Genomic DNA, 24,108 nt, shown 5'->3' with positions numbered 1-24,108 from the left:
CAAATTCATTTAAGGGGTTAAATCAAAGGGTTGCTCTGCTTTAATTGGATAAGCAACACCATTTTCCATATAAGGTTTAAATTTCGCACCGCGAACAGCACGTACAACTTTGTCATCTAGACTTGAAATACCACTACTTCTAGTCACTCGTACATTAATAATTTTGCCTTTCTCATCGGCTTCAATAAGTACCATGACAGAGCGTGCTTCGCCTTGTAAATCTTTTGAAGAAACTGTTAAACGTGGTGAGCGGCTCCACTGTACACCCGAACCACCAATTGAAACGCGTTTCGGTGATGGATCTGGGGCAGGTTGAGCTTTAGGCGCTTCTTGTACCACTGGTTTTGGTTTTTCGATAACTTTTTCAGTAACAGTTGTCGTTACCACTTTGGTTTCAACTTTAGGTTCTGTCTTTACTGTTTCTTTTGGTGTTTCAGCTTTTTTCACCTGTTGAATTTTTTCCACTTTTTTAGGTGGTGTCACAGGTTTTTCAACAACTTTAACTTCTTTTACCTCTTTTTTAGGTTCCGGCTTTTTAGGCGGTTCCTTTGGCTTAGGAGGTAGTGGTTTTGGTTGCTCTTGAATTTTTACGAAACGTACCTGTAAAGGCTTCTTCTCGATTGGCTTTAATTCAGCAGGCTTAATATGGCTGACCGCCCATAAGACCCCGATATGACCAATTGCAACCGCAATTAGTGCCGTGATGACTTTCTTTTTCATCGGATTGGGAGAGTTTAAGGCTGCGGAAGATTGACTCATAAGAATCTAATTACCTAATGGATGATGATTTCAGATTTCTATTTGTAGAAACGATTTCAAACATCGGATAGAACAATAAAGTGCCACAATAATAAATGAGAAGTGTTTTCATTTGCAACTATTTTTTGAGAAAAACATTTGCTCAATATCACTAATTTGTATCAGTTGAGTGTCTTTGCTTTTGTTTTCTCATAGTTACATGAACGCGTATCTCTTGTTCACAAAGTGTTTAATCTAACTTATATAGTTAGGCTAATTTCACTATGAAGAGATCGAATCTTACCATAAACTCATTCAATATTGTTACGTTATATCATTTCAATATTTTTTTTGATATAAAAAAACACGCATGAAGCGTGCTTTTTTTAAATAAGCGTTATTTAAAAAACAACCGTCTTGTTACCATCAACAATAATACGGTCTTCTAAATGCCATTTTACTGCGCGAGCTAATACATTACGCTCAACATCTTCACCTAGCTCACGAAGTTGCTCAACATTATAGTCATGGCTTACACGCTCAACGTCTTGCTCAATAATTGGGCCTTGGTCTAGATCAGCCGTCACATAGTGAGCTGTCGCACCAATCAACTTCACACCTTTTTCATAAGCTTGCTTATATGGGTTAGCACCAACGAAAGCTGGTAAGAAAGAATGGTGAATATTGATGATTTTCATTTCCCATTTCGCAACAAAATCTTCGCTTAAAATCTGCATGTAACGTGCAAGAACTAATAAGTCATTGCCCTGCATCATTTCATCAATTTGTGCATAAGCTTCAGCTTTATTGTCTTTAGTTACTTTAATTACAGTAAATGGAATACCGAAGTTCTCAACAGATTCACGTAAGTCTTCATGATTTGAAATCACGTGTGTAATTTCACAAGGTAATGACCCACGTGCATGACGCCACAATAACTCAAGTAAAGCATGGTCGACTTTAGAAACTAAAATACCAACCTTTTTAATTTCGTTTACGAAAGCAAGACGCCATTGCATGCCATAACGCTCAGCAACGTTGGCAGCAAATGTTTGAATTAATGCATCTTTACGTGACTGTAAATGGTCAAGTTCAAACTCAACACGCATGAAATAACGTCCACCCTGAGCTTCCGTCGCATACTGATCAAGCGCGGTAATGTTTGCACCTTGGTGGTACAAAAAGCTCGATACAGCCTGTACGATCCCAGGCTTGTCTTCACAAGTAATCAGTAAACGGGCTGTATTGGCAGTGGTCATATTCATTTGGTTAATATCACTTAATTGAGTCAAATTTTTAATAAGCCGAGTATTCTAGCGCTCTAAATAGGCAAGTACAACTATTCATCTTTTAACGATGACAAGCTGGCGAATAGATCAGAAGGCCCCAGTGAATCAAGCAACTGCTCGTAAGTTGCTCGGCTTTCCCCCATAAGATAAGGACCTTCAAGGAAAACCATTTGACGTAATGCCTGCCAAACCCATTTTTCTTCTAAGTGGTTATTGTCACTAATGTGACCAGACATATATAAAAAGTTTGTCCAGTTTGTTAATACAATCCATAAGTTAATAATGAGCGCTTCAATTTCAGATGGCGTCATTTTCATAAGGCCGGCATCGACAAAGGCTTGATAAATCTTTTGCCCCTGTTGCATGACCTGTCCCGCAAAACGAGGATAAATCTTTTTAAAATCTTCGTTACTTTCAACTAAATGATAGACATCACGATGGATAAAACGGTAACTCCAAAGTTGACCACTTAATACTTGAAAATAGTTGATTTTGTCATTGGTCGTTAATGGTCTGTCTTCAGGTAATGAAAGCATTTCCAAAGTCTCAACCTGATATTGGTACATTAATTCTTTAATAATTTCATGCTTATTCCGGAAATGGTAATACAAGTTTCCAGGACTAATACCTAACTCCGCCGCAATATGATTGGTTGTAACCGACCGTTCACCTCGCTCGTTAAAAAGCTGCAAACTGATTTGTAAAATCCGGTCTTTTGTCTTCAGAGCTTTAGGTAGAGACATTTTAATAACCTTTAATAATTCACATGGTTAAGACTTAAACACATAAACCGACTTGACTATTTAGAGTATTTACTCTAAAAAATAAGTATATCAGTATATTTGGTAAGTACCGATGAACAGTCAAACAAAAACAAATCCAGAGACTCAGCTTCCTTATGATGTTAAGCATTTACATGATTTGCTTGAACAACAAAAGCTCGCTTATTTACGTCATCCGGTACCCACTGCTAAAGAGCGTATTGATCGTTTAGCTCGTCTTAAAAGAGTCTTGGTAAAATATCAAGATCAGATTGCCGAAGCAATTAACCTTGATTATGGCAATCGTGCAGTTATGGAAACAAAAATTGGTGAACTACTCACGAGTTTGGAACAAATCAAGTATTACAGTAAACATCTGACTGCATGGATGAAACCATCAAAACGCCACATCAGTGTATTACATCAGCCAGCAAAAGGTTGGGTACAATATCAGCCTATGGGTGTGATTGGTATTATTACACCATGGAATTACCCATTATTACTTTCAGTTGGACCTCTGATCTGTGCACTAGCTGCAGGCAACCATGCCATGATCAAAATTTCTAGCGCCTCACCAAACTTTGGACGTGTCCTTGAAAGTGCATTGGCAGAAGCATTTCCACAAGAATTAGTTGCTGTGGTAAATGGTGGTGGCATTATTTCAGATGCGTTTAGTCATTTGCCTTTTGACAAAATGATTTTCACAGGCTCAACTTCTGTTGGTAAAACAGTGATGGCAGCCGCAGCTCAAAACCTAGTTCCAGTAATTCTCGAGTTAGGCGGAAAATCTCCTGCTCTTGTGCATGCATCTATGGATATGAAAGATGTGGCTCAACGTATTGCTGTAGGTAAATTGTGGAACGCAGGACAAACTTGTGTTGCGCCGGATCATATTTTCTTACCACGAGGCAAAACTGCCGAGTTCATCGAAAACTTTAAATTGATTGTAGCTGGAATGTACCCTCATTTCCGAAACAACCAAGACTACACTTCTATTATTAATGATAAACAGTACAACCGCATTCAGGGTTATCTTGAAAATGCCCGTGATCAAGGCGCACGTATTGTTGAAATTAATCCGCAAAATGAAATTTTAGATGATGTCCGTAAAATTGCGCCGACTTTAGTCACTGGCGTGACGACCGCAATGGATATTATGCAAAATGAAATCTTCGGGCCTATTCTACCGATTTTAGAATATGACCAAATAGAAGAAGTCATCGAATTCATTAATAGTCGTCCACGTCCTTTAGCGATGTATTATTTTGACTATGATCAAGCGCGTGCTGACTATATTGCACAGCACACCCATTCAGGGCATTTCGGAATTAACATGGTGATTACCCATGTTGCACAAGATGATTTACCGTTTGGCGGAATTGGCGCATCAGGTATGGGTAAATATCACGGACCAGAGGGCTTTTTTAGCCTTTCTCATGAGCGTTCGATGATGTCAAATCCAAAACTTTATAGCCTTAAATACATTCTTCCACCGTTCAATAAGCCTATTCATCGTTTCATTTCGAAAACCTTGTTGCGCTAACTGATCAAGGCATGATCTGTTATACTAAATCATGCCTCGTTTTTACCAATTTCGCTTGTCTTTTAATCGTATTTTTGGTATAAAACGCCCCTTGAATGAATTCATCCGTTTACATTTAGTATGACTGGCCACAGATTTGCTGTTGGCTGAATCAATGGAGTTACACCATGTCTAAGGTTTGCCAAGTTACCGGCAAGCGTCCAGTCGTTGGTAACAACGTCTCACACGCCAACAACAAAACCAAGCGCCGGTTCGAGCCGAACCTGCACCACCACCGTTTCTGGTTAGAAAGCGAAAAACGTTTTGTACGTCTTCGTTTAACCACTAAAGGTATGCGTATTATTGACAAATTGGGTATCGAAAAGGTTGTTGCAGACCTTCGTGCTCAAGGTCAAAAGATCTAAGGAGTCTGAGCAATGCGTGATAAGATTCGCCTCGTTTCTTCAGCTGGTACAGGTTACTTCTATACCACGACTAAAAACAAACGTACTATGCCGGAAAAAATGGAAATCAAAAAATTTGATCCAAAAATCCGTCAACACGTGATTTTCAAAGAAGCTAAAATCAAATAATTTTAGCCTCGAAAAAAACGACTTCTTTATGAAGTCGTTTTTTTTTGCATTTTTTTTATACCTACCTTTTTGTTAAACTTTCTCTACATTCCGCCTTGGCATTTTTTATGCTTGTTTTTAGCCTAACTCACGTAAAAGGAGTTTTTAGTGCCGCATGACGTAGATTTAATTATTTTACTTGCTGTTGGTTTCGGCGTTGCCCTCATTTTTGGCTACATTGCAGCCCGATTACGACTCCCCCCTCTTATCGGCTATTTAATTGCCGGAATTATTATTAGCCCAAATACACCCGGTATAGAAGCAGATATCCACCTTGCCAACCAGCTTGCAGAACTCGGGGTCATGTTCCTGATGTTTGGTGTAGGGATGCACTTTTCATTAAAAGACTTATTACTGGTTCGTCGTATTGCCTTGCCTGGCGCAATTTTACAAATCGCTGTTGCAACCTTACTTGGTATTGGCGTTTCAATGCTATGGGGATGGAGTTTCGGGTCTGCACTTGTTTTTGGCTTAAGTCTATCGTGTGCGAGTACAGTTGTATTATTAAAAGCATTAGGAGACCGAGGTCTTTTAGACTCAGTCAACGGCAAAATTGCTGTGGGTTGGTTGTTAGTCGAAGATTTAGTGATGGTGCTAGTTTTAGTGCTTCTTCCGGCTACAGCTGTTTTACTCGGTGGAAAAGCGCCAGCAGGTGCAGACGGTAATATCTGGTTAACCCTTGGAATCACCTTATTAAAGGTGATTGGCTTTATTGCCTTTATGCTCATTGTAGGCAAGCGCGTTGTACCTATTATTATGCAATTTGTTGCTCGTTTAGGGTCACGAGAGCTATTTACGCTGACTGTCGTCGCTGCTGCAGTTTCGATTGCCTACGGTTCTTATGCCATCTTTGGGGTTTCAATGGCTTTAGGAGCATTCTTTGCGGGTATGGTCGTTAAAGAATCAGACTTTAGCCATCGTGCAGAAGAAGAGACTCTCCCACTACGTGAAATTTTCTCGATTTTATTTTTCGTTTCTGTGGGTATGCTGTTTGATCCACATATTCTTGTTGAGAGTCCGCTCCATATTTTAGCTGTTATCGCGATTATTATGGTGGGTAAGACACTTGCTGCAATGGCATTGGTTTTATTCTTCCGCTATCCAATCAATACAGCTTTAACAGTCGGGGCAAGCCTTGCACAGATTGGTGAGTTTTCATTTATTTTAGCGACACTGGGTGTTTCTTTAGGCTTATTAAGCTTAGAAGCTCAGAATCTAATTCTAGCAGGCGCTTTATTTTCAATTACGCTTAACTCTTTCATCTTCTCAGCGATTGAACCTGTACAACGCTGGATTCGTGAACGCTCTCACTTAGCTCGACTGCTTGAACGTAGCGGTGACCCATTGGCAATGTTACCCGATGAAGTTGATCAAGCTTACTTACGTGATCAGGTCGTAATTGTGGGATATGGCGGTGTAGGACGACGCATTACTGAAAATTTAATTAATGAGAATATTAAGGTCGTTATTGCAGAAGAGAATCGTGAAATCGTAGAAAAACTACGTAACGCAAATATTGCTGCTGTGAGTGGTGTTGCTACTGAACCAAGTGTTTTAATTCAAGCACATATCATGCATGCACGACTCTTGGTAATCTCACCTATGGATATTTTAGATATTCACCGTATCGTGGCGATTGCCAAGCAATTAAATCCTCAGATTCAGGTATTAATTTGCGCAGAAAGCAAAGAAGAAGCAGCGGTTATCCGTGATGAAAATATTGGCGAAGTGTTCTATGCAAAAGAAGAAATGGCAAAGAATATGAGTCACCACATCTTAAATCAGATCGAGCTTGCTCATCAGTCAACAATTCATTAACCCATATAAAAAGCGTACTCAAGAGTACGCTTTTTTTAACTCAAGAATTTAGGCTGTTCGTCTAATACCTCAGCCTGCCACTCGTTTACCTGCTTTTCCAGCAGTCCAAATAATGCAGCCTGAATCATATGCTGAGCAACAACTGGAGTCTGCTCACCCAAGATTGCTTTGACTTCATCGCTAAATTGAATTTTAACCAAGGGTTCATTCTCAGAACCTGCATTACGCAAGGCGAGTTCGCCACCTTCGAGTTGAACTAATTCCAACACTGCTTCTTGATTTCCAAATAACTCTTTCAATTGCTGTATAGACATATACTTCCTCCATGTTTCAACATGGTGGCAAAGCACCCTTGCACTTTGCATCTCTTGTCTTATTTATATAGGCACACCTAGTCTAAATTTCAAGCATCTAGGCAGTTTAATTTTAGAACTCGACCATTTCGTTACGAAAACCATCAATTAAATGACTTAATTCTCGGTGCCATTCACGCAAGATTTTAACATCTGGCAACCAAGACTGAGGCCCTTGTGTCACTTTAATAATAAGGTTAGAAGAAGTTTCTTCTTCAGGAGTCGGTTCTTTTGGTTCTGGGGCGTATTGGCACATACGATAAGCTCGTTTTAACTCTGCAACAAAACCATCTTTTGCCAATTGCTGCAAAACGGACACTTCAGGGGAAACCTGTCCTTTTGCCGCCATATGTTCCTCAATAGATTTTAAGGTGGGTTGCAAATCATTTAAACGGTAATAACGTACCAATTCTTGTAAGAACGCTAACATTGCGCCATGTAAATGAAATACAGCTGCTTCACGGTAAGCTTGTACCTGCTGCACATGATCAGTCTGCTCTGCCTGTTGACACGCTAAACGTGCAAAATAGAGCTTCTGATTGGTACGATCGGCATGATAACGAGCAACACGTGACATAATTAAACTTTCCTGTTCTAAAATCGCCATTGCAATAGCTATTCTTAGCTTAACGACTCCATTGATAAAATCAACGTTATTTATGGTAAATCCAGCTCAACTTGATAAATTTTACGTTTAGCTAAAATTTTCACTGGCTGTTTTATAGGACGAACATTACTTAAGACCCAAGCAAAATAGCCTTCACTCCAAGCAGATGCACAGGCTAAATTGACCTCGTCATTTCGCCAAGTATGAACTGAGTCGACATCAACTAAAGCGACAGCAACTCCTTCCTCTTCATCAGTATCTTTAACCAGAAAGTTCTGGTTTTCGACAATTAATAGATCTTTCACTGGTAACTGCGTAGGTATCCATGAACGCACTTCAAGTGTTTTTATACCTTCAGCAATACGAGTACCATTCGGCGTTACAATCGAGAGAGCTAAAAATTGTCTTTTCATCAGAAAAACTTATTCTTCGGCTGCTTTAACTCGAATTCCATAGCCTTTAACTTTAAGCGTATTTAAGCCTTTAATTGCCTTAATCGCTTCACGGGGATTAGGCATTTCAACAAAACCAAAGCCCTTCGATTTACCTGTGTCTTTATCAGTCACCAGAACACATGTATCAACTTTACCATATGCCTTGAATAACTCTAAAACTTCAGCTTCATTTACAGCACGATCTAAATTACGAACTAATATCTTCATTTTCTAACCTTAATTGGCAATAAAAGGGAGGGCCAATATACATTTAAGTAATCACAGCGTCTTATACAGTAGTTTAGTCCAGATCGATACCAAAACCTAAATTTACTGCAGGAGATCTGTTCCATTGTTTTTTAGTAAATTGCTGAGGTACTTGCCTATGAATTTTTGCTTGAACCAAGTGTGAAGGCAGATCATTTAAGAAATAACTCTCGACTTTACGACCTTGCTCATCATAAGTGTCTTGCGACCACGTATTAAGATTTTGCTTAGTCAAGATTAATTCATTTTCAGCACGCGTTAAGGCGACATATAGCACACGGCGCTCTTCCTCAACATCATCAAAATCACCCTGTGCCCTTGCATAAGGATATTGATTTGGTGATACGTGAGGTACATAACAAACTTTCTGTTCGGCACCCTTAGCTGAATGAATCGTAATTAAAGTCACTAAATCTTGATCAGCAGCTTTTTCAATTTCAGAAACTGAAATCGGCTCAAGCACATATTCCTCAAGGAATTCACCTAACGATGCATGTTTGCGTGCAAGTTGCTTAACCAAATCAAAGTCTTTTAAACGGCGTGACCAGTCTTTAGTTTTATAATTTTGCTCTAACTGCTCACCTAAAGCATCGAGAGCCAAGCCAATACTTGCCTCGACATGCTGCTGTAATACATCCAGTTGTTTTAAAATTAAAATCGCTTGTAGAGGTACCTTGCCATGGCGTTCAAGTCGCTGACAACGCTCCTCGACATCAACAATTCCCATCAGCTCTTGGGCTAACTTACTGGCACCAACATCACCGATACCATCCCACAAGGTTAGAAAGCGCATCCAAGCCAAATCATCGTGAGGGTTACTCACAATACGTAGCAGGCTCAGTACATCTTTTACATGGGCCGACTCAAGAAGCTTTACCCCACCAATAAAACGATAAGGTATTTCAGCAGCAATAAAAGCCCCTTCTAGATATCGGGCACTATAACCAGAACGAACTAACACCATATGGTCATGCCAGTTTGCACCTTGCTGATGGCGCGTTATTAAATCTTGTGCAATCCAGTTTGCTTCTTCAAACTCATTACCAAACAAATGTAGCTGTGGCTTTTGCCCTTGGCCACGATGCGCTTGTAGCTGTTTTTGATAATCAATTGGGCTATGTGCCAACAACCAATTTGATAAATCTAGAATTTCTTGAGTCGAGCGATAATTTAAAGCCAGTGTAAGTACTTGTGCATCGGGTATTCGTTCTTTAAAAGAATGAATATTTTCAAAGTCTGCGCCACGAAAGCCATAAATGGACTGAGCGTCATCACCCACGCAAAATAACTTCACTTTACCAATTAAAGGCTGCAACAAAGCCCATTGCAAAGGATTTGTATCTTGCATTTCATCAACGAGCAATGCCTGACAAAAACCTGCCACCCAATTGGTCAACGCTTCTGAGTTTTGTAAATGAACAGCCACAATCGACAAGATATCGTCGTAATCTAAAAAATTACGCTCTCTTTTGCGTTGCTCATAAGTTTTCATCAACTCAGCAATTTGAGTTTTATGCTCATATGCATCTGGAAGCTGTTTGATTAATGCTTCAGAAAGCTTAGATTGAGTATTTCTTGCATAGGAATATAGATCACACAACTCTGCCGCTTTAGGTAAAACATTATCTTTGTCTTTACCTCTTAATAAACGGAACATCAGCAACTGATCATCACGATCAATAATACTAAATTGATTTAAGCCAAAAGCTTGTGGATTACGGCGCAGTAAATACATACAAAAAGTATGAAAAGTTGAAGCTCTTAGACCCTTTGCCTGTGCTCCTACATGCTGCTCTACTCTTGCAACAATTTCACTCGCAGCACGTCGAGTAAACGTTAAAATCTGAATTTGGTTTGCTGGTAAGCCTTGATCAATTAAATAGGCAGCACGGGCAACAATCGTCTTAGTCTTGCCACAGCCAGCACCTGCCAAAACTAAACAGTTCTGCGCAGAGGTCGTGGCTGCTTTTTTTTGCTGAGCATTTAGTTCATTAATTAATTTTGCAAGACTCATAACACATATCGCTAAAACACCAAGACATAGTTTAACAGACCCAACCACTGATGCGTCTGCTCGTCCTAAAAACAAAAAGAGCACCTAAAGTGCTCTTTGATTCAAAAATATTATTTAAGATACTGTTTTTGAACTAGATGGCAGATGCTTAATCGCAGAAGCCAAACCTAGAAAATTAATGCCTTGAAATAAGATATCTATGGCAAGGAACATGCCTAACACCCAAAAAGGTGAATCTTTAGAAACCAAAATCAAAATACCTGTAGCGAGTGTTAATAATCCTGAAAATAAGGTCCATCCCCACCCAGTAATTGGTTTAAGTAAAATCGCGTTTACTGTACGTATAGCTCCGGCAATAATCAGTGCTATTGATAATAAGCTCGTCAAAACTACCGCAGTCGTTACGGGAGTAGAAAAGGCGTAATAACCTGCCATTAGATAAAGCACACCAAAAAGTGCCCATAACCAACGGCTTGCACCTTTAAATACACTAATGGCTGCGACAAGATGTAAAACACCTCCGACCATCATAAGTATTCCAAATAAAAAAACCACAGAAAAGGTCGCAAATGGTAATGAACTAAACAAAATCAGACCGAAGCCAATAAGCACAAAGCCTAATATCAAATACCACTTACGATCAGCATGTAACTGATTACGCACCAAATCATTACCGACAGTTTTCATCATGGCCACTCTTATTATCAGGTATTAGAATTTCATCTACCTAATAATAGTGATCCACTTCACATTTTTTGTCTGTATAAGATCTGCATCGTTTCTTATCAATTAATGTGGATAAAGTAGTATTTATCCACAATTTTATTTCACCCAACCAATTTCCTGAGCTGTAGGTAAACCTATTATCGTTTCATGTAAACCATTCGGCATTTTACTGCTCTGCTCAGATAATGGTGTTCGACCACCCATGATTTCAGCGTCAGTTTGCGGATATAAAGGCACTTTTTCAGGTTGCGCATAACCTAGAGGGTAAAGCGGTTGACCAGTTTTTAAATCATATTTGTCTTGTGCCCCAAAGCCATGTAATAGCTCATGAACAATCACAACCTGATTTTGGGAAGCTTGTGTTTTAGTCGCAAATAAATTCACACTACCAATACGACCTTTTTCCAAAGCAGTCGAATGGATCAAAACTTTTTGATAATTAGGATCGTAATAGTTTAAGTAAAGTTTAAGTGATACCCCATTGTCTTCAGGTTGTTGATGTCGCCATGCATAAAAACGAAACTTTAAACTCCACCACATCACATGAAAGATATTGGTATTTTGAGGAACCTCAGGAGGTCGTTGCTGTAATGGCTGACCTAAACGAATTACAAAGTTTCCTGATTGACCACGATAGTGTTGCGACCATTCTGCCAAATAATTTCTTATTCTCTCAAAATCAGTGTATTGCAACTGATGAATATAGCTCTGCGTTGTCTGAAAACCATCTGCATTAATAGGATGTAAAACGACAACAATAGGTTGATTCCAGTCTTGGTTTTGATCTCGCCATGCTTGAACAGCAACAATCAGTAAAATAATTAACAAACATAAAACTCGAATGTTTTTCCACATTCTTTTTCCCCATAAAATTAAAATTTTCTTTTATTGTTTTAGATATAAAAAATGCTAGCTGAGCTAGCATTTTTTATTGTGGACTTAATTAGCCCTCAACCCATTTACCATTTTGATAAATTAGGCTCCATTTGGTTTGTTTACCTTCTGGAGTTTCCGAGCCTACATATTGTGATTGATTCTTACGACTGAATTTCACAACTGTCGGATTACCTTCAGGGTCTACGTCTGGCGCTTGTAAAATAAATTGATATTTAGGATCAAGCTGAGCAGCAACACTACGCAATTCCGCAACTTTTGGCGCACGTGTTTCACGAATTTTCGGGAATTTACTTGCAGCCAAGAATAAACCAGCAGCACCATCACGCAACACGAAATAGTCATCATGCTTTGTTGAGCGCAAATGTTCCATTTTGATCGGTTCTACACGTGGAGGTGCAGGCTGACCGCTTTTCAAGACCTTACGAGTATTGTCACAGCTTGTACAAGCGAAATACGGACCAAAACGGCCAGTTTTAAGCTGCATTTCACCATCACATTTATCACACGGAATGGTTGGTCCATCATAGCCTTTAATCTTGAACTCGCCTTCTTCAAGCTCAAAACCGTCACAGTCAGGGTTGTTACCACATACGTGCAGTTTACGACCACCATCAATTACATAGCTGTCCATGGCTGTACCACATTTTGCACAACGATGTTTTGACATCAAGTCTGCAGTTTCAGCGCCATCATCATCAGACAGGGCAGCTAAGGACTCAACAGGCGTTAAGTTCAAAGTACCTTTACAACGCTCTTTAGGCGGTAAGTTGTAGCCAGAACAACCTAAGAATACGCCTGTTGTACCTGTACGAATCTGCATTGGACGTGAACATTCAGGACAATGTACCGCTGGCACTTCAACCGGCTGGTTGCGGCGCATGCCGTGCTCGCCCTGAGCATTGGTAAGACGTTTCTTGAAGTCACCGTAGAAAGCATCAAGTAACTCTTTCCAGTTACGCTCGCCTGTTGCAACTTTATCGAGCTGCCCTTCAAGGTCTGCTGTAAAGGCATAGTTCATCAAGTTATTGAAACTTTCATCAAGTCGATCCGTGACAATTTCACCCATTTTTTCGGCGAAAAGACGACGGTTTTCTAACTTAACGTAGCCACGTTCTTGAATCGTAGAAATAATCGCTGCATAAGTCGAAGGACGACCAATACTACGTTTTTCAAGTTCTTTAACCAAAGAAGCTTCAGTAAAACGTGCAGGTGGTTTAGTAAAGTGCTGACTTGGGTCTAACTTCTCTAATTTTAAAATTTCACCTACTTTAATTGCAGGCAAAATAATATCGTCATCAGACTTGTTAGCACCACGCACTCGTGTAAAACCATCAAATACAAGCGTACGGCCTTTTGCTTTTAATTCAATATTTGCAGCTTCAACCGTTAAAGTTGAAGATAAATATTCTGCTGGAGTCATTTGACATGCAACAAACTGACGCCAAATCAAATCATACAAACGCTGAGCATCACGCTCTACACCTGCAAGTTGGTCACCTGTAAGCGCAACATTAGAAGGACGAATTGCTTCATGGGCTTCTTGAGCACCGGCTTTGTTACCATAGCGGTTTGGCTTCGCCGGTAAATATTTCTCACCAAATTGGCTTTCAATATGAGCACGTACCATGCTTACTGCATCATCACTCAAGAACGTTGAGTCAGTACGCATATAGGTAATAAAACCTGCTTCATATAGACGCTGTGCCAGCATCATGGTTTTCTTTACAGAAAAACCTAAACGTGTACTTGCAGCTTGTTGCAGCGTTGAAGTGATATATGGTGCGCTTGGATTTACCTTAGTCGGTTTATCTTCACGCTGTGCAACTTTATATTCAGCACCCTTTAAAACATCCAATAAAGCATCAGTTTCAGCTTTATTTTTCAGTTTAAGGGTTTTACCAGCTTGCTTAACTGCTTCAAGACGAATGTCATCTTTCTTGGCTTGCGTGTCTGCAAAAACTTGCCAGTATTCTTCTGGAATAAAAGCACGAATTTCTCTTTCACGCTCTACAACCAGTTTCACCGCTACAGACTGTACACGACCTGCCGATAAACCACGGGCAATCTTTTCCCACAGCAATGGTGAAACCATAAAGCCAACAACACGGTCTAAGAAACGGCGTGCTTGCTGAGCATTAACTCGGTTTAAATCTAGGCGCGTAGGTTGTTTAAATGCTTCTTGAATGGCATTTTTAGTAATTTCGTTAAATACCACGCGATGATAACGACTGTCATCACCACCAATAACTTCTCTTAGGTGCCAAGCAATGGCTTCCCCTTCTCTATCCAAATCCGTTGCGAGGTAGATTGCATCGGCATCTTTGGCGAGTTTTTTTAGTTCAGCAACAACATTTTCCTTACCTGGCAGAACTTCGTAATGAGCTTCCCAACCATGTTCAGGATCAACCCCCATACGATTAACTAAAGCCTGACTGGCTTTTTGTTCTTTTTCTGCTTCAGTGAGTTTCGTCCGGGCAGCCGGCTTTTTCTCAGTTGATTTGCTGCCACCTGTTGGCAAATCACGTACGTGACCTACAGAAGACTTTACAATGTATTGCGAACCCAGATATTTATTGATGGTTTTCGCTTTGGCAGGCGACTCCACAATCACTAAGGCACGTTTATGTGCAGCAGGTGCAGTAGATGCTGTGCTTTGAGATGCAGAGCGCGAGGTATTCGCCATATAAAATGTTATTCCTATACCAATAAATTTAAAAATCAGGCTTTAGCCAAGTTCAACAGATAAGCCTTCATCTCATCTAATTGTGTTGCTCTCAGGTCTGATTCCTCATCCCAATAAAGCCCTACACAGTTTGCCTGCATATCAATAGCATAAATCCCTTTTAATGCAATGGGAGAATCATTAAATTTCTCATCACCCTGAACCACTTTTAATTTGCCGTCTACAACGCGAGCACGCATTAAAGATAAACGGGCATCGGGAATCAATACACTATAATAAGCAACCATGCTGGCACGCTTTTCAGTCGCCATTGGGACATGTGTCCATTCAGGTGCAACGATTACACGTGGGTGTAAACCCATTTTACGAGCTTTATCACGCATAATACCAAGTGCCTTTTCACGTGGGCTCACTCTTAAACCAAAAATGGAGCCTAGTACGAAAAGAACAATGATAACGGTAACCCAAATTCCCATATTGTCCATAGCAAAACCTATTAATCTCTTTTATTAGAGTTGCATAAGCTGACCAGAAAACGCAAGTTTCATCATAAAAATAATGCCCGATACAGGGGCAAGCTTCAAAATAGTCAGATTTCACCATGCAAATTGCAATGAGTGGACTCAAATATCATTAAGGATTCGGATGTCCATCAACAAGTGTCAGCTTTCCAAACTGGTCAATATGAGCATCCCCCCATTGTTTTAAAGCAAACAGAATTTTTTCAAGACTTTGCCCCAAATCAGTCAGGCAGTATTCTACTTTAGGTGGTACCTGAGGATAGACTTCCCGATGAATAATTCCATCTTGTTCCAATTCACGTAGCTGATTTGTCAGCATTCTTTGGGTAATACTCGGAACACGCTTTCGAATTTCGTTAAACCTCAAGGTGCCTTCATTAAATAAATGCCAAAGAATGACGCATTTCCATTTCCCATCAATCAAGCTAATCGCTGCCTCCACTGAACAACCCGGAGAGCAATCAAAACTTGAGTGTCTTGCTTTTGCCATTTTACAGTATCCTTTTTGACACTATGAGCGTTATTTGTCTGTAGTCACTTATTTTAAGCTTACGTTATGATCAAACTCTCAACAAGAGGAATGATAATTATGAAAGCTGTGGCATATCAAAAAGCTGGTCCCATTACATCGCCAGAAGCACTCGTTGATATTGAACTCGATGCACCTATTGCTGAAGGACACGATTTACTTGTTCGTGTACAAGCTGTCTCAGTAAATCCGGTAGATACTAAAATTCGAAAGAATGTAAACCCTGAGAATAATCAGTGGAAAACGCTTGGCTGGGACGCAGTAGGTATCGTTGAAGCGATTGGAGATAAAGTTACTCAATTTAAGATTGGCGATATCGTTTGGTATGCAGGTGCTCTTAATCGTCAAGGTAGTAATCGCGAATTACAACTCGTTGATGAACGCATCGTTGGCCATAAACCAAAAACTTTAGAAGCAACCGAGGCTGCAGCTCTTCCTTTAACTGCAATCACGGCTTGGGAGATGTTATTTGATCGTCTACAAGTTCCAAAGAAAGCGCCAGAAAACACAACAATATTAGTGATTGGTGGAGCTGGCGGTGTAGGTTCAATCACCATTCAACTTCTTAAACAGCTGACTAACCTAACAATTATTGCAACAGCTTCACGAGCAGAAACTCAAGACTGGGTTAAGCAACTTGGAGCAGATTATGTGTTAGATCATCGTCAACCTTTAGCAGCCCAAATCAAGCAATTAGGTTTAACTGCACCTTTATATGTGTTCTCAACTACTCAAACAGATCAGCATTTAGCAGATATTGTAGAGTTGATTGCACCGCAAGGCCGTTTTGGACTCATTGATGATCCTGAACAGTTAGATATCAAACCGTTTAAAACCAAGTCTGTATCTGTGCATTGGGAATTTATGTTTACACGTTCAATGTTCCAGACCGAAGATATGGCAAAACAAAGTGAACTATTAAATGAAGTCAGCAAGCTGGTTGATGAAGGAAAAATCAAAACAACTGTGACAGAAGTTATAAGTCCAATTAATGCTGAAAATTTAAAACGAGTTCATCAGCAAATTGAAAGTGGCACAACAAAAGGTAAGATCGTCTTACAAGGTTTTTAAACAAAATTGAAAATATTCCCAAATAAAAAGGCAAGTATCGAACTTGCCTTTTTATTAATAGTGAGGAGGTTTATTCGTTAATGGATCAAAAGGGGCAATACCTTCTGACAAATCCGACGATTCCACACGTTGATAAAGAAATTGCATTTGTTTTTTCAAATCAGCTATTTCTTGAGTTTGAATAGCGAGTTGTTGATTTAATTGTTCAACTAAATCATCCAAAAATGTAATTCGCACTTGCAAATCTTCAATGGGTGCGGAAAATGACGCTTGATCATCATGATATGGTGGTTTAGTCATTTAAATCCTCATTTGAGATTCTGGAAAACATTATGGCCTATATTACCCTAAGGGATGTCCAACTTGCTTTTGGCGGACCTGCCCTGCTCGATGGCGCGAACTTTAATCTAGAACGTGGCGAACGAGTCTGTTTAATTGGGCGTAATGGTGAAGGTAAGTCTACTTTACTTAAACTGATCGAGGGAAGCCTATTACCGGATTCTGGTGAAGTTTCTATTCAAAATGGTTTAACTGTTTCAATGTTAGCCCAAGATGTTCCAATGGATTCAGGTAAGGTTGCTGACATTGTGGCTGATGGTGCAGGAGAAGCTGCCGAAGTACTCAGAGCTTATCATGAAGCAACTGATGCTTGTATGCTGGGAGATATGGAAGCTTGTGACCGTATGGGCAACCTACAGCATAAGCTCGACCAACTCGACGGCTGGGCCCTCGAAAACAAGGTCAATGCCCTGTTAAGTAAAATGGGACTCGATCCAAATGCAGATTTGGCAGATCTTTCAGGTGGACGTAAACGCCGTGTTTTACTCGCTCGTGCTCTTTTAACACAACCAGACGTATTACTTCTAGACGAACCGACCAACCATCTAGATGTTGAAAGTATTGAGTGGCTAGAAAAATTCTTACTCGATCAAAATAATTTAACGCTTCTATTTATTTCGCATGACCGTTCTTTTGTAGACAGCATTGCGACTCGAATTGTTGAACTTGATCGCGGCATTTTACGCGGCTACGAAGGCAACTATTCACGCTATTTAGAGCTTAAAGCTCAGCAGATGGAAGCAGAAGAGAAACAAAATGCTTTATTTGATAAAAAATTAGCTGAAGAAGAGGCTTGGATTCGCCAAGGGATTAAAGCTCGTCGTACGCGTAACGAAGGCCGTGTGCGCGCCTTAAAAGCTTTACGTGAAGAATCGAAAGCTCGCCGTTCACAACAGGGCAAAGTGAGCATGGCGACTCAAGAAGCAAATCGCTCTGGTAAATTAGTATTTGATATCGAGCACTTAAGCGTATCTTATGATGATAAACCGCTTATCAAAGACTTCTCTACGCTTGTCATGCGTGGCGACCGTATTGGTCTAGTCGGTGATAACGGTGTCGGTAAAACGACTTTAATTAAAGCCATTTTAGGTGAAATCAAGCACGGTGGTTCTGTTAAGACTGGTACACAGTTAGAAGTAGCCTATTTTGATCAATTACGTAATGCCTTAGACCTTGAAAAGACAGTGATGGCAAACGTTTCAGAAGGTTCTGACTTTGTTGATGTAAATGGTAACCGCCGTCATATCTATAGCTATTTACAAGATTTCTTGTTTTCACCTGAACGTGCACGTACACCAGTAAAAGCCCTTTCTGGCGGTGAGCGCAACCGTATTTTGCTTGCTAAATTACTGCTTAAACCGTCGAATCTAATTGTGATGGACGAACCAACCAATGACTTGGATATGGTGACTCTTGAGCTACTTGAAGAGATGCTTTCTGAATATAAAGGTACCCTATTACTCATTTCGCATGACCGTGCATTTATGGACAATGTCGTAACATCGACTTGGGTCTTTGATGGTAAAGGCAATATTGCAGAGTACATTGGTGGCTACCAAGACTATTTGCTGCAACGTCCAGATGATAAAGTCGTAGACCAAAAGTCTGATGTTAAAAAAGCTCAGGCAAAAGCCGAAGCTGAAAAAGCCGCTGCACAAAGTAACATTAAAAAGGTCAAACTGAGCTATAAAGACCAACGTGAACTTGAACAACTTCCTGCTGAAATCGAGAAACTGGAAGTTGAACAAGGAGAACTTTCTGACAAGCTGGCAGATGGTTCATGGTTTGTCAGTAATGCCGATGAAGCAACTAAAGCAAGTCAGCGTCTCGCAGAAATTGAAGAGGTATTACTTGAAAAATTAGAACGCTGGGATGAACTTGAACAAATGAGCAAAGGAAATTAATTTGTGTTCTTTCCTACAATTTAAATAACAAAAAAGCCTCCTTAAATTAAGGGGGCTTTTTTGTTATTTAAATTTTAAAAGCACAAAAATCTATAAAAAACACTTGATGAGTGATTAAGTTTAGTCAGCATTAATACTTCAAAATGTCACTCTAATTGAATATAAGACTTATAAAAATAATTATGTTATATCTACCAATATAATAATATTCGAGTATTTTTCATGCTAGATCTTTCTCAAATTTTAGCATTCGGATTAATCTGCTTGGCGATGGTGCTTACCCCTGGCCCAAACATGATTTACCTTATTTCTCGTTCAATTTGCCAAGGAAAAACGGCGGGATTTATTTCACTCGCTGGTGTTGGCGTTGGCTTCGTATTTTATATGCTTTGCGCTTCTTTCGGGATTACAGCGCTTATTGTTGCAGTTCCTTATGCTTACGACACCATTCGTATTGCAGGAGCAATTTATTTACTCTGGCTGGCATGGAAAGCACTACGTCCCAATGCATCCCCAATTTTTGATGTAAAACAATTATCGGTAGACTCCCCAGCTAAACTATTTTTAATGGGTTTTGCTACAAATCTACTTAATCCTAAAATTGCGATTATGTATTTATCGTTATTGCCACAGTTTATTCACCCACAACAAGGCAGTATTTTATGGCAATCCATTCAGCTCGGTACTATTCAAATTTTTGTTAGCGTCTCGGTAAATGCGCTGATTGTGCTTTCTGCGGGTAGCATTGCCCTTTTTCTTCAACAGAAACCTCTTTGGGCAAATATACAACGCTGGCTTATGGGAACAGTGCTAGCTGGACTTGCAGTTCGTATTCTTTTAGAAAATCGCCGATAACCGCGTTTTACTTCCTCATCTTAACCGCTCAATTCAACAGTGTATTACGACGATAAATTCAGTTCGTGATACACTTTTGCCAGTTTTAATTTTGAATTCTTTATATCGTTATGAGCCAAAAGCAGACTTATACGCCCGGTGAATTTCAATGGTCCTTTTTATTACCTAAATATTGGGGTATTTGGATTGCCATTGTTTTTTTAATGCTTTTGGCTATTTTGCCGTGGGCAATTCAGTGGCGTCTGGCTCATGGCTTAGCAAATCTGGCTTGGAAATATTTAAAATCTCGCCGAAAAACGACTATTCGTAATTTAGAAGTTTGCTTTCCTGAATGGTCAGCCGAAAAAGTACAGCAACAAGCTAAGCAAGTTTTTGTCGATATGATGCTTGGTATTTTTGAGACATTAAACGCATGGTATAAGCCTTACTGGTTTAAAAACCGTGTCACCATTGAAGGCTTAGAACACATTACCAATGCTCAAGCTCAGGGCAAAGGCGTTTTATTATTAGGTACTCATAGTACGCTTCTTGATGCGGGTGGCTATGTTTGTGCTCAATATTTCGAGCCAGATGTTGTCTATCGACCTCAAAATAATCCATTACTCGATATGCTGATATATCGTTGCCGTGACACCATTTATAAAGCGCAAATCGATCATGATGATATGCGTGGTTTAATCCGTCATCTTAAAGATGGTGATGCAATTTGGTATAGCCCTGATCAAGACTTCGGACTCAAGCAAGGCGTTATGGCACCATTTTTTGGTGTGCCAGCTGCTACAGTAACTGCTCACCGACGTTTATTAAAAATCTCGAAGGCAGTCGCAGTTCCTTTATATTTTTATCGTCACGGTGATGTACAAGACCCTAAATATCATATCTTGATTGAACCGGCGGTCGAAAATATGCCAAGTGAAGATGAAGTTGATGATGCAACACGTGTTAATAAGATTATTGAAAATCAGCTTCGTATCGCACCAACTCAATATATGTGGTTCCATCGTCGATTTAAGACACGTCCTGAGGGATATGAAGAGATCTATTAAGATAAAGCTGTGATAATTTTAAATTGATGACAGACACAGCCTTAATTTAAAGTGAAATTCAAATACTATCGAATAGGCAGACCTTACTTTTTAAGGATAAAAAGTAAGCAAAAATCCTTTGTTCCGCTGATGTTACTTCCTTGTAACACAGCGAAACAGCGACATCCATGTCGCTAGCACGATAGTAAATTCCGGATAATGATTTAGTTTGAAATGATGTATCTATGGATGGTCCATCTTTTATGAATGTATAAGGCAAAAAACAATGAAAGTGATGCAACTTCTCCCAGAACTTAATAGCGGTGGCGTAGAACGCGGCACACTAGAAATTGCACGCGCACTTGTTACACAGGGCCATCAATCTCTAGTTGTTTCAAACGGTGGACGGCTAGTATCTCAACTTGAAGCTGAGGGCTCTACTCACTTAACGCTGCCTATTCATAAAAAATCACTTTCAAGCTTGTGGCAAATCCGTCCTCTACGTCAGCTGATTGAACAGCATCAACCCGATATTGTTCATGTGCGCTCTCGTGTACCAGCTTGGCTTACTCACTTTGCCTTAAGAAAAATACCAGCAAACAAACGCCCTCACCTCATTAGCACAGTACATGGTTTCTATTCGGTTAATCGTTATAGTGCGATTATGACTCAAGCTGAAAAAGTAATTGCTGTTTCTGACAGCGTGGTTAAATACATCACTGACCATTATAAAAAATGTCCACCGCAAGATATTGTGCGAATTTATCGAGGCATTGACCCTGCCGCTTTTCCACATAATTACCAGCCCTCAGCACAGTGGTTTAACCAAGTTTTTAATGACTTTCCTGAGCTTGAAAATAAGTTTTTACTTTGCTTACCTGGTCGTATTACACGCTTAAAGGGGCATGAAAGTTTAATTGAACTGATGCATCAACTTCAGACGCAATATCCTCAGCTACATGTGGTTGTTGTCGGCGGTGCTGATGCCAAAAAGCAAGCCTACTTAAGTGAATTACAAAGTACCATTCAAAGCAAAGGACTCACAGATAAAATTACCTTCGTAGGACATCGCTCAGATATTCGGGAATGGCTCGCTTTTAGCGATATTGTGCTCTCTCTATCCAATCAAGCAGAAACATTCGGTAGAACAGCCTTAGAAGCGCTTTCAGTGGGTACACCAGTCATTGGCTGGAACCGTGGCGGTGTTGCCGAGATTTTATCGAATGTATACCCACAAGGTCTTGTTGAAGCAGAAAATGAAAAAGCCTTAATCGAGACTGTAAAAAATCATATTGAACAACCTCAAATCGTTGCTCCTGTCACTATGTTTAGCTTAAAAGATATGTGTGATCAAACACTAGAACTATACCAACGCGTTTTGAAATAACCCAATAAAAAACCCGCAATATTCGCGGGTTTTTTACAACTAAAAGAAAGCCATCTTATTTAAATGTTGCTTCATAAGCAGCAGCTTTTTCAGAGTCGTATTGTTTTTCCCATTTACTGATTACAAGTACAGCAAGTGCGTTACCAACAACGTTCAAAGCAGTACGAGCCATATCCATAATACGGTCAACACCAGCAATAAATGCTAAGCCTTCAAGCGGGATACCAACAGTATGTAAAGTTGCTAATAGGACAACAAATGATACGCCAGGAACACCAGCAATACCTTTAGAAGTAATCATCAAAGTAATAACCAAGATTACCTGTTGACCGATTGACATATCTATACCATAAAGCTGTGCAATAAAGATTGCTGCGATACTTTGGTAAAGTGTAGAACCGTCGAGGTTAAATGAATAACCTGTTGGGATCACAAAACTGGAAATTGCTTTTGGCGCACCGTAAGCTTCCATTTTTTGCATAATACGTGGTAAAACTGTTTCCGAGCTTGCTGTTGAGAATGCTAAAATCAATTCATCTTTTAAAATCTTAAACAAGATAAAGATGTTGATTCCAAACATTTTTGCGGTAATACCCAAAACCACAAAAGCAAAGAAAAAGATAGCGGCATAAACCAACACTACCAATTTAGCTAATGGAATGAGTGAAGTAAAACCGAAGTTAGCAACAGTTACTGCGATTAAACCAAACACACCCACAGGTGCATATTTCATGATGATGTGCGTTACGCGGAACATCGTTTCTGAAACTGCATGAAACACATTTAACAATGGGTCTTTAGTAGTTGCTGGCAATGAAGACAGACCAATACCAAACAACACAGCAAAGAAAATCACAGGCAACATTTCACCGTGTGCCATAGAGTTAACAATATTGGTTGGAATCATGGACAAAATTGTCTGTACCAATCCATGTGACTGAGAACCAACTTCTTGAGCTGTATGCTGATATTGCGAAATATCAGTCGTCACTAACATCGCTTTATCTACACCAGCACCTGGTTGGAAAATATTTGCCGCAACCAAACCAACCAAAATAGCAATAGTCGTAATAATTTCAAAATAGAGAATGGTTTTAAAACCAAGTCGCCCTAAACTTTTCGTACTGCCAACACCTGCAATACCTAAAATCAAGGTAGAGAAAACGATTGGAATAACAATCATTTTAATCAGGCTAATAAAGATCTTACCAAGTGGGGTAAGAACATTATTCACAATACTGTCTTTGATTTCAGGCTGGTTATGTAAAACAGCCCCGACAACTATCCCTAGGATTAAAGCAATTAAAATTTGCCAAGCAAGGCTAAATTTAAAATTCTTCATAAGACAATCCTTATGCACCGCAAAGTATCAAATATGAGAGGGAGAAGAACACTAACTAAGAGTGAAACCTCAACATGTACAGTAATTTCCAAACAGAAATTTAAATGTACAAACAAATCACAACCCGCCGATCCGGCGAAGTAAAAAACAATGCCTGTTGACGATCCAACATGTCAACGATCGGCACATTCTATTGAGATTTATTAATTAAACAACCCCAATTTATCTTTAAATAAATCAAAGCCTATATTTATTCATCAATAATCTATAAAAACAAAAACTTAGATAAAAAAAATTTTGTATCTTTTTTCATTAAAAATTACGCAGATGTATATGAAAATTTATAAAAGCTTAATGCGAATTAAATAGATTTTAAAAATAAGATAATCTTGGA

24 protein-coding genes are annotated in these 24,108 nt (G+C 39.6%); 9 read left to right on the top strand and 15 right to left on the bottom strand.

All coding sequences use genetic code 11. The features are described from left to right. Positions 1 to 9: 9 nt before the first annotated feature. The 3 genes from ACTJJH_RS07380 to ACTJJH_RS07370 all read right to left on the bottom strand — a co-directional run bounded on the left by ACTJJH_RS07380 (position 10) and on the right by ACTJJH_RS07370 (position 2,770). Entirely contained in the window at positions 10 to 759 is a 750-nt protein-coding gene (locus ACTJJH_RS07380; RefSeq protein ID WP_002114938.1) for an energy transducer TonB, read from the bottom strand. 380 nt (positions 760 to 1,139) lie between these two features. Further along, the gene (purU, locus tag ACTJJH_RS07375) at positions 1,140 to 2,003 is read right to left on the bottom strand and encodes a formyltetrahydrofolate deformylase (RefSeq protein WP_005066088.1); all 864 of its coding nucleotides are present in this window, start codon (positions 2,001 to 2,003) and stop codon (positions 1,140 to 1,142) included. A gap of 74 nt (positions 2,004 to 2,077) precedes the next feature. Then, positions 2,078 to 2,770 carry a TetR/AcrR family transcriptional regulator gene (locus ACTJJH_RS07370; protein WP_002114968.1) on the bottom strand — a complete coding sequence of 231 codons (693 nt, stop codon included), beginning with the start codon at positions 2,768 to 2,770 and terminating at the stop codon, positions 2,078 to 2,080. Between the two features lie 112 nt (positions 2,771 to 2,882). On the opposite strand from ACTJJH_RS07370, the gene ACTJJH_RS07365 reads away from it, so the two are divergent. The 4 genes from ACTJJH_RS07365 to ACTJJH_RS07350 all read left to right on the top strand — a co-directional run bounded on the left by ACTJJH_RS07365 (position 2,883) and on the right by ACTJJH_RS07350 (position 6,760). Beyond that, complete coding sequence (locus tag ACTJJH_RS07365) at positions 2,883 to 4,331, top strand: coniferyl aldehyde dehydrogenase (RefSeq protein WP_325795218.1); 1,449 nt, start codon at positions 2,883 to 2,885, stop codon at positions 4,329 to 4,331. A gap of 167 nt (positions 4,332 to 4,498) precedes the next feature. After that, complete coding sequence (gene rpmB, locus ACTJJH_RS07360) at positions 4,499 to 4,735, top strand: 50S ribosomal protein L28 (protein WP_000048256.1); 237 nt, start codon at positions 4,499 to 4,501, stop codon at positions 4,733 to 4,735. 12 nt (positions 4,736 to 4,747) lie between these two features. Then, on the top strand, positions 4,748 to 4,903 hold the full coding sequence (gene rpmG, locus ACTJJH_RS07355; protein ID WP_001205031.1) for a 50S ribosomal protein L33: 156 nt from the start codon (positions 4,748 to 4,750) through the stop codon (positions 4,901 to 4,903). A 147-nt stretch (positions 4,904 to 5,050) separates the two neighbouring features. Beyond that, a complete protein-coding gene (locus ACTJJH_RS07350) occupies positions 5,051 to 6,760 on the top strand; it encodes a cation:proton antiporter (protein WP_032005156.1) in 1,710 nt (569 codons plus the stop codon). Positions 6,761 to 6,795: 35 nt separating this feature from the next. Here the strand turns inward: ACTJJH_RS07350 and ACTJJH_RS07345 are convergent, their stop codons facing one another. From ACTJJH_RS07345 to ACTJJH_RS07300, 10 genes are all read right to left on the bottom strand, one after another. Next, positions 6,796 to 7,074: a hypothetical protein gene (locus ACTJJH_RS07345; protein WP_002114792.1), complete on the bottom strand. Its 279-nt coding sequence runs from the start codon at positions 7,072 to 7,074 to the stop codon at positions 6,796 to 6,798. Between the two features lie 112 nt (positions 7,075 to 7,186). Next, a complete protein-coding gene (locus ACTJJH_RS07340) occupies positions 7,187 to 7,690 on the bottom strand; it encodes a DUF6586 family protein (RefSeq protein WP_005066079.1) in 504 nt (167 codons plus the stop codon). An 80-nt stretch (positions 7,691 to 7,770) separates the two neighbouring features. After that, positions 7,771 to 8,133, bottom strand: a complete 363-nt coding sequence (locus tag ACTJJH_RS07335) for an ASCH domain-containing protein (protein ID WP_033849499.1) — start codon at positions 8,131 to 8,133, stop codon at positions 7,771 to 7,773. Between the two features lie 9 nt (positions 8,134 to 8,142). Next, entirely contained in the window at positions 8,143 to 8,382 is a 240-nt protein-coding gene (locus ACTJJH_RS07330) for an RNA recognition motif domain-containing protein (RefSeq protein ID WP_325795216.1), read from the bottom strand. A 73-nt stretch (positions 8,383 to 8,455) separates the two neighbouring features. After that, positions 8,456 to 10,435 carry an ATP-dependent helicase gene (locus tag ACTJJH_RS07325; protein ID WP_325795215.1) on the bottom strand — a complete coding sequence of 660 codons (1,980 nt, stop codon included), beginning with the start codon at positions 10,433 to 10,435 and terminating at the stop codon, positions 8,456 to 8,458. Positions 10,436 to 10,549: 114 nt separating this feature from the next. Continuing rightward, positions 10,550 to 11,131 carry an HdeD family acid-resistance protein gene (locus ACTJJH_RS07320; protein WP_014208303.1) on the bottom strand — a complete coding sequence of 194 codons (582 nt, stop codon included), beginning with the start codon at positions 11,129 to 11,131 and terminating at the stop codon, positions 10,550 to 10,552. Positions 11,132 to 11,257: 126 nt separating this feature from the next. Continuing rightward, positions 11,258 to 12,016 carry a hypothetical protein gene (locus ACTJJH_RS07315; RefSeq protein WP_440600941.1) on the bottom strand — a complete coding sequence of 253 codons (759 nt, stop codon included), beginning with the start codon at positions 12,014 to 12,016 and terminating at the stop codon, positions 11,258 to 11,260. 88 nt (positions 12,017 to 12,104) lie between these two features. Beyond that, positions 12,105 to 14,741, bottom strand: a complete 2,637-nt coding sequence (topA, locus tag ACTJJH_RS07310; protein WP_017385701.1) for a type I DNA topoisomerase — start codon at positions 14,739 to 14,741, stop codon at positions 12,105 to 12,107. A gap of 35 nt (positions 14,742 to 14,776) precedes the next feature. After that, the gene (locus ACTJJH_RS07305; RefSeq protein WP_002114763.1) at positions 14,777 to 15,226 is read right to left on the bottom strand and encodes a hypothetical protein; all 450 of its coding nucleotides are present in this window, start codon (positions 15,224 to 15,226) and stop codon (positions 14,777 to 14,779) included. A gap of 148 nt (positions 15,227 to 15,374) precedes the next feature. After that, positions 15,375 to 15,752, bottom strand: a complete 378-nt coding sequence (locus tag ACTJJH_RS07300) for a winged helix-turn-helix transcriptional regulator (protein WP_032035382.1) — start codon at positions 15,750 to 15,752, stop codon at positions 15,375 to 15,377. Positions 15,753 to 15,851: 99 nt separating this feature from the next. Between ACTJJH_RS07300 and ACTJJH_RS07295 the strand changes: the two genes are divergently transcribed. Then, positions 15,852 to 16,862, top strand: a complete 1,011-nt coding sequence (locus ACTJJH_RS07295; RefSeq protein ID WP_086393938.1) for a zinc-binding alcohol dehydrogenase family protein — start codon at positions 15,852 to 15,854, stop codon at positions 16,860 to 16,862. A gap of 54 nt (positions 16,863 to 16,916) precedes the next feature. On the opposite strand, the gene ACTJJH_RS07290 is transcribed toward ACTJJH_RS07295, so the two are convergent. Then, positions 16,917 to 17,162 (bottom strand): SlyX family protein, encoded by a 246-nt coding sequence (locus tag ACTJJH_RS07290; RefSeq protein WP_002115104.1) that lies wholly within the window; start codon positions 17,160 to 17,162, stop codon positions 16,917 to 16,919. A gap of 32 nt (positions 17,163 to 17,194) precedes the next feature. On the opposite strand from ACTJJH_RS07290, the gene ACTJJH_RS07285 reads away from it, so the two are divergent. The 4 genes from ACTJJH_RS07285 (at position 17,195) to ACTJJH_RS07270 (ending at position 22,372) form a co-directional block, all read left to right on the top strand. Beyond that, a complete protein-coding gene (locus ACTJJH_RS07285; protein WP_440600940.1) occupies positions 17,195 to 19,105 on the top strand; it encodes an ATP-binding cassette domain-containing protein in 1,911 nt (636 codons plus the stop codon). A 222-nt stretch (positions 19,106 to 19,327) separates the two neighbouring features. Then, positions 19,328 to 19,960 (top strand): LysE family translocator, encoded by a 633-nt coding sequence (locus tag ACTJJH_RS07280; protein WP_032054347.1) that lies wholly within the window; start codon positions 19,328 to 19,330, stop codon positions 19,958 to 19,960. 110 nt (positions 19,961 to 20,070) lie between these two features. Next, a complete protein-coding gene (gene lpxL / locus ACTJJH_RS07275) occupies positions 20,071 to 21,006 on the top strand; it encodes an LpxL/LpxP family Kdo(2)-lipid IV(A) lauroyl/palmitoleoyl acyltransferase (RefSeq protein ID WP_320124103.1) in 936 nt (311 codons plus the stop codon). Between the two features lie 265 nt (positions 21,007 to 21,271). Continuing rightward, entirely contained in the window at positions 21,272 to 22,372 is a 1,101-nt protein-coding gene (locus tag ACTJJH_RS07270) for a glycosyltransferase family 4 protein (RefSeq protein WP_440600939.1), read from the top strand. A gap of 55 nt (positions 22,373 to 22,427) precedes the next feature. On the opposite strand, the gene gltP is transcribed toward ACTJJH_RS07270, so the two are convergent. Further along, positions 22,428 to 23,714 carry a glutamate/aspartate:proton symporter GltP gene (gene gltP / locus ACTJJH_RS07265; protein WP_002114864.1) on the bottom strand — a complete coding sequence of 429 codons (1,287 nt, stop codon included), beginning with the start codon at positions 23,712 to 23,714 and terminating at the stop codon, positions 22,428 to 22,430. Between the last annotated feature and the right edge of the window lie 394 nt (positions 23,715 to 24,108).

Source organism: Acinetobacter sp. 22301, assembly GCF_052045285.1.
GTDB lineage: Bacteria > Pseudomonadota > Gammaproteobacteria > Pseudomonadales > Moraxellaceae > Acinetobacter > Acinetobacter pittii.
This window is presented reverse-complemented; position numbering and strand designations above follow the sequence as displayed.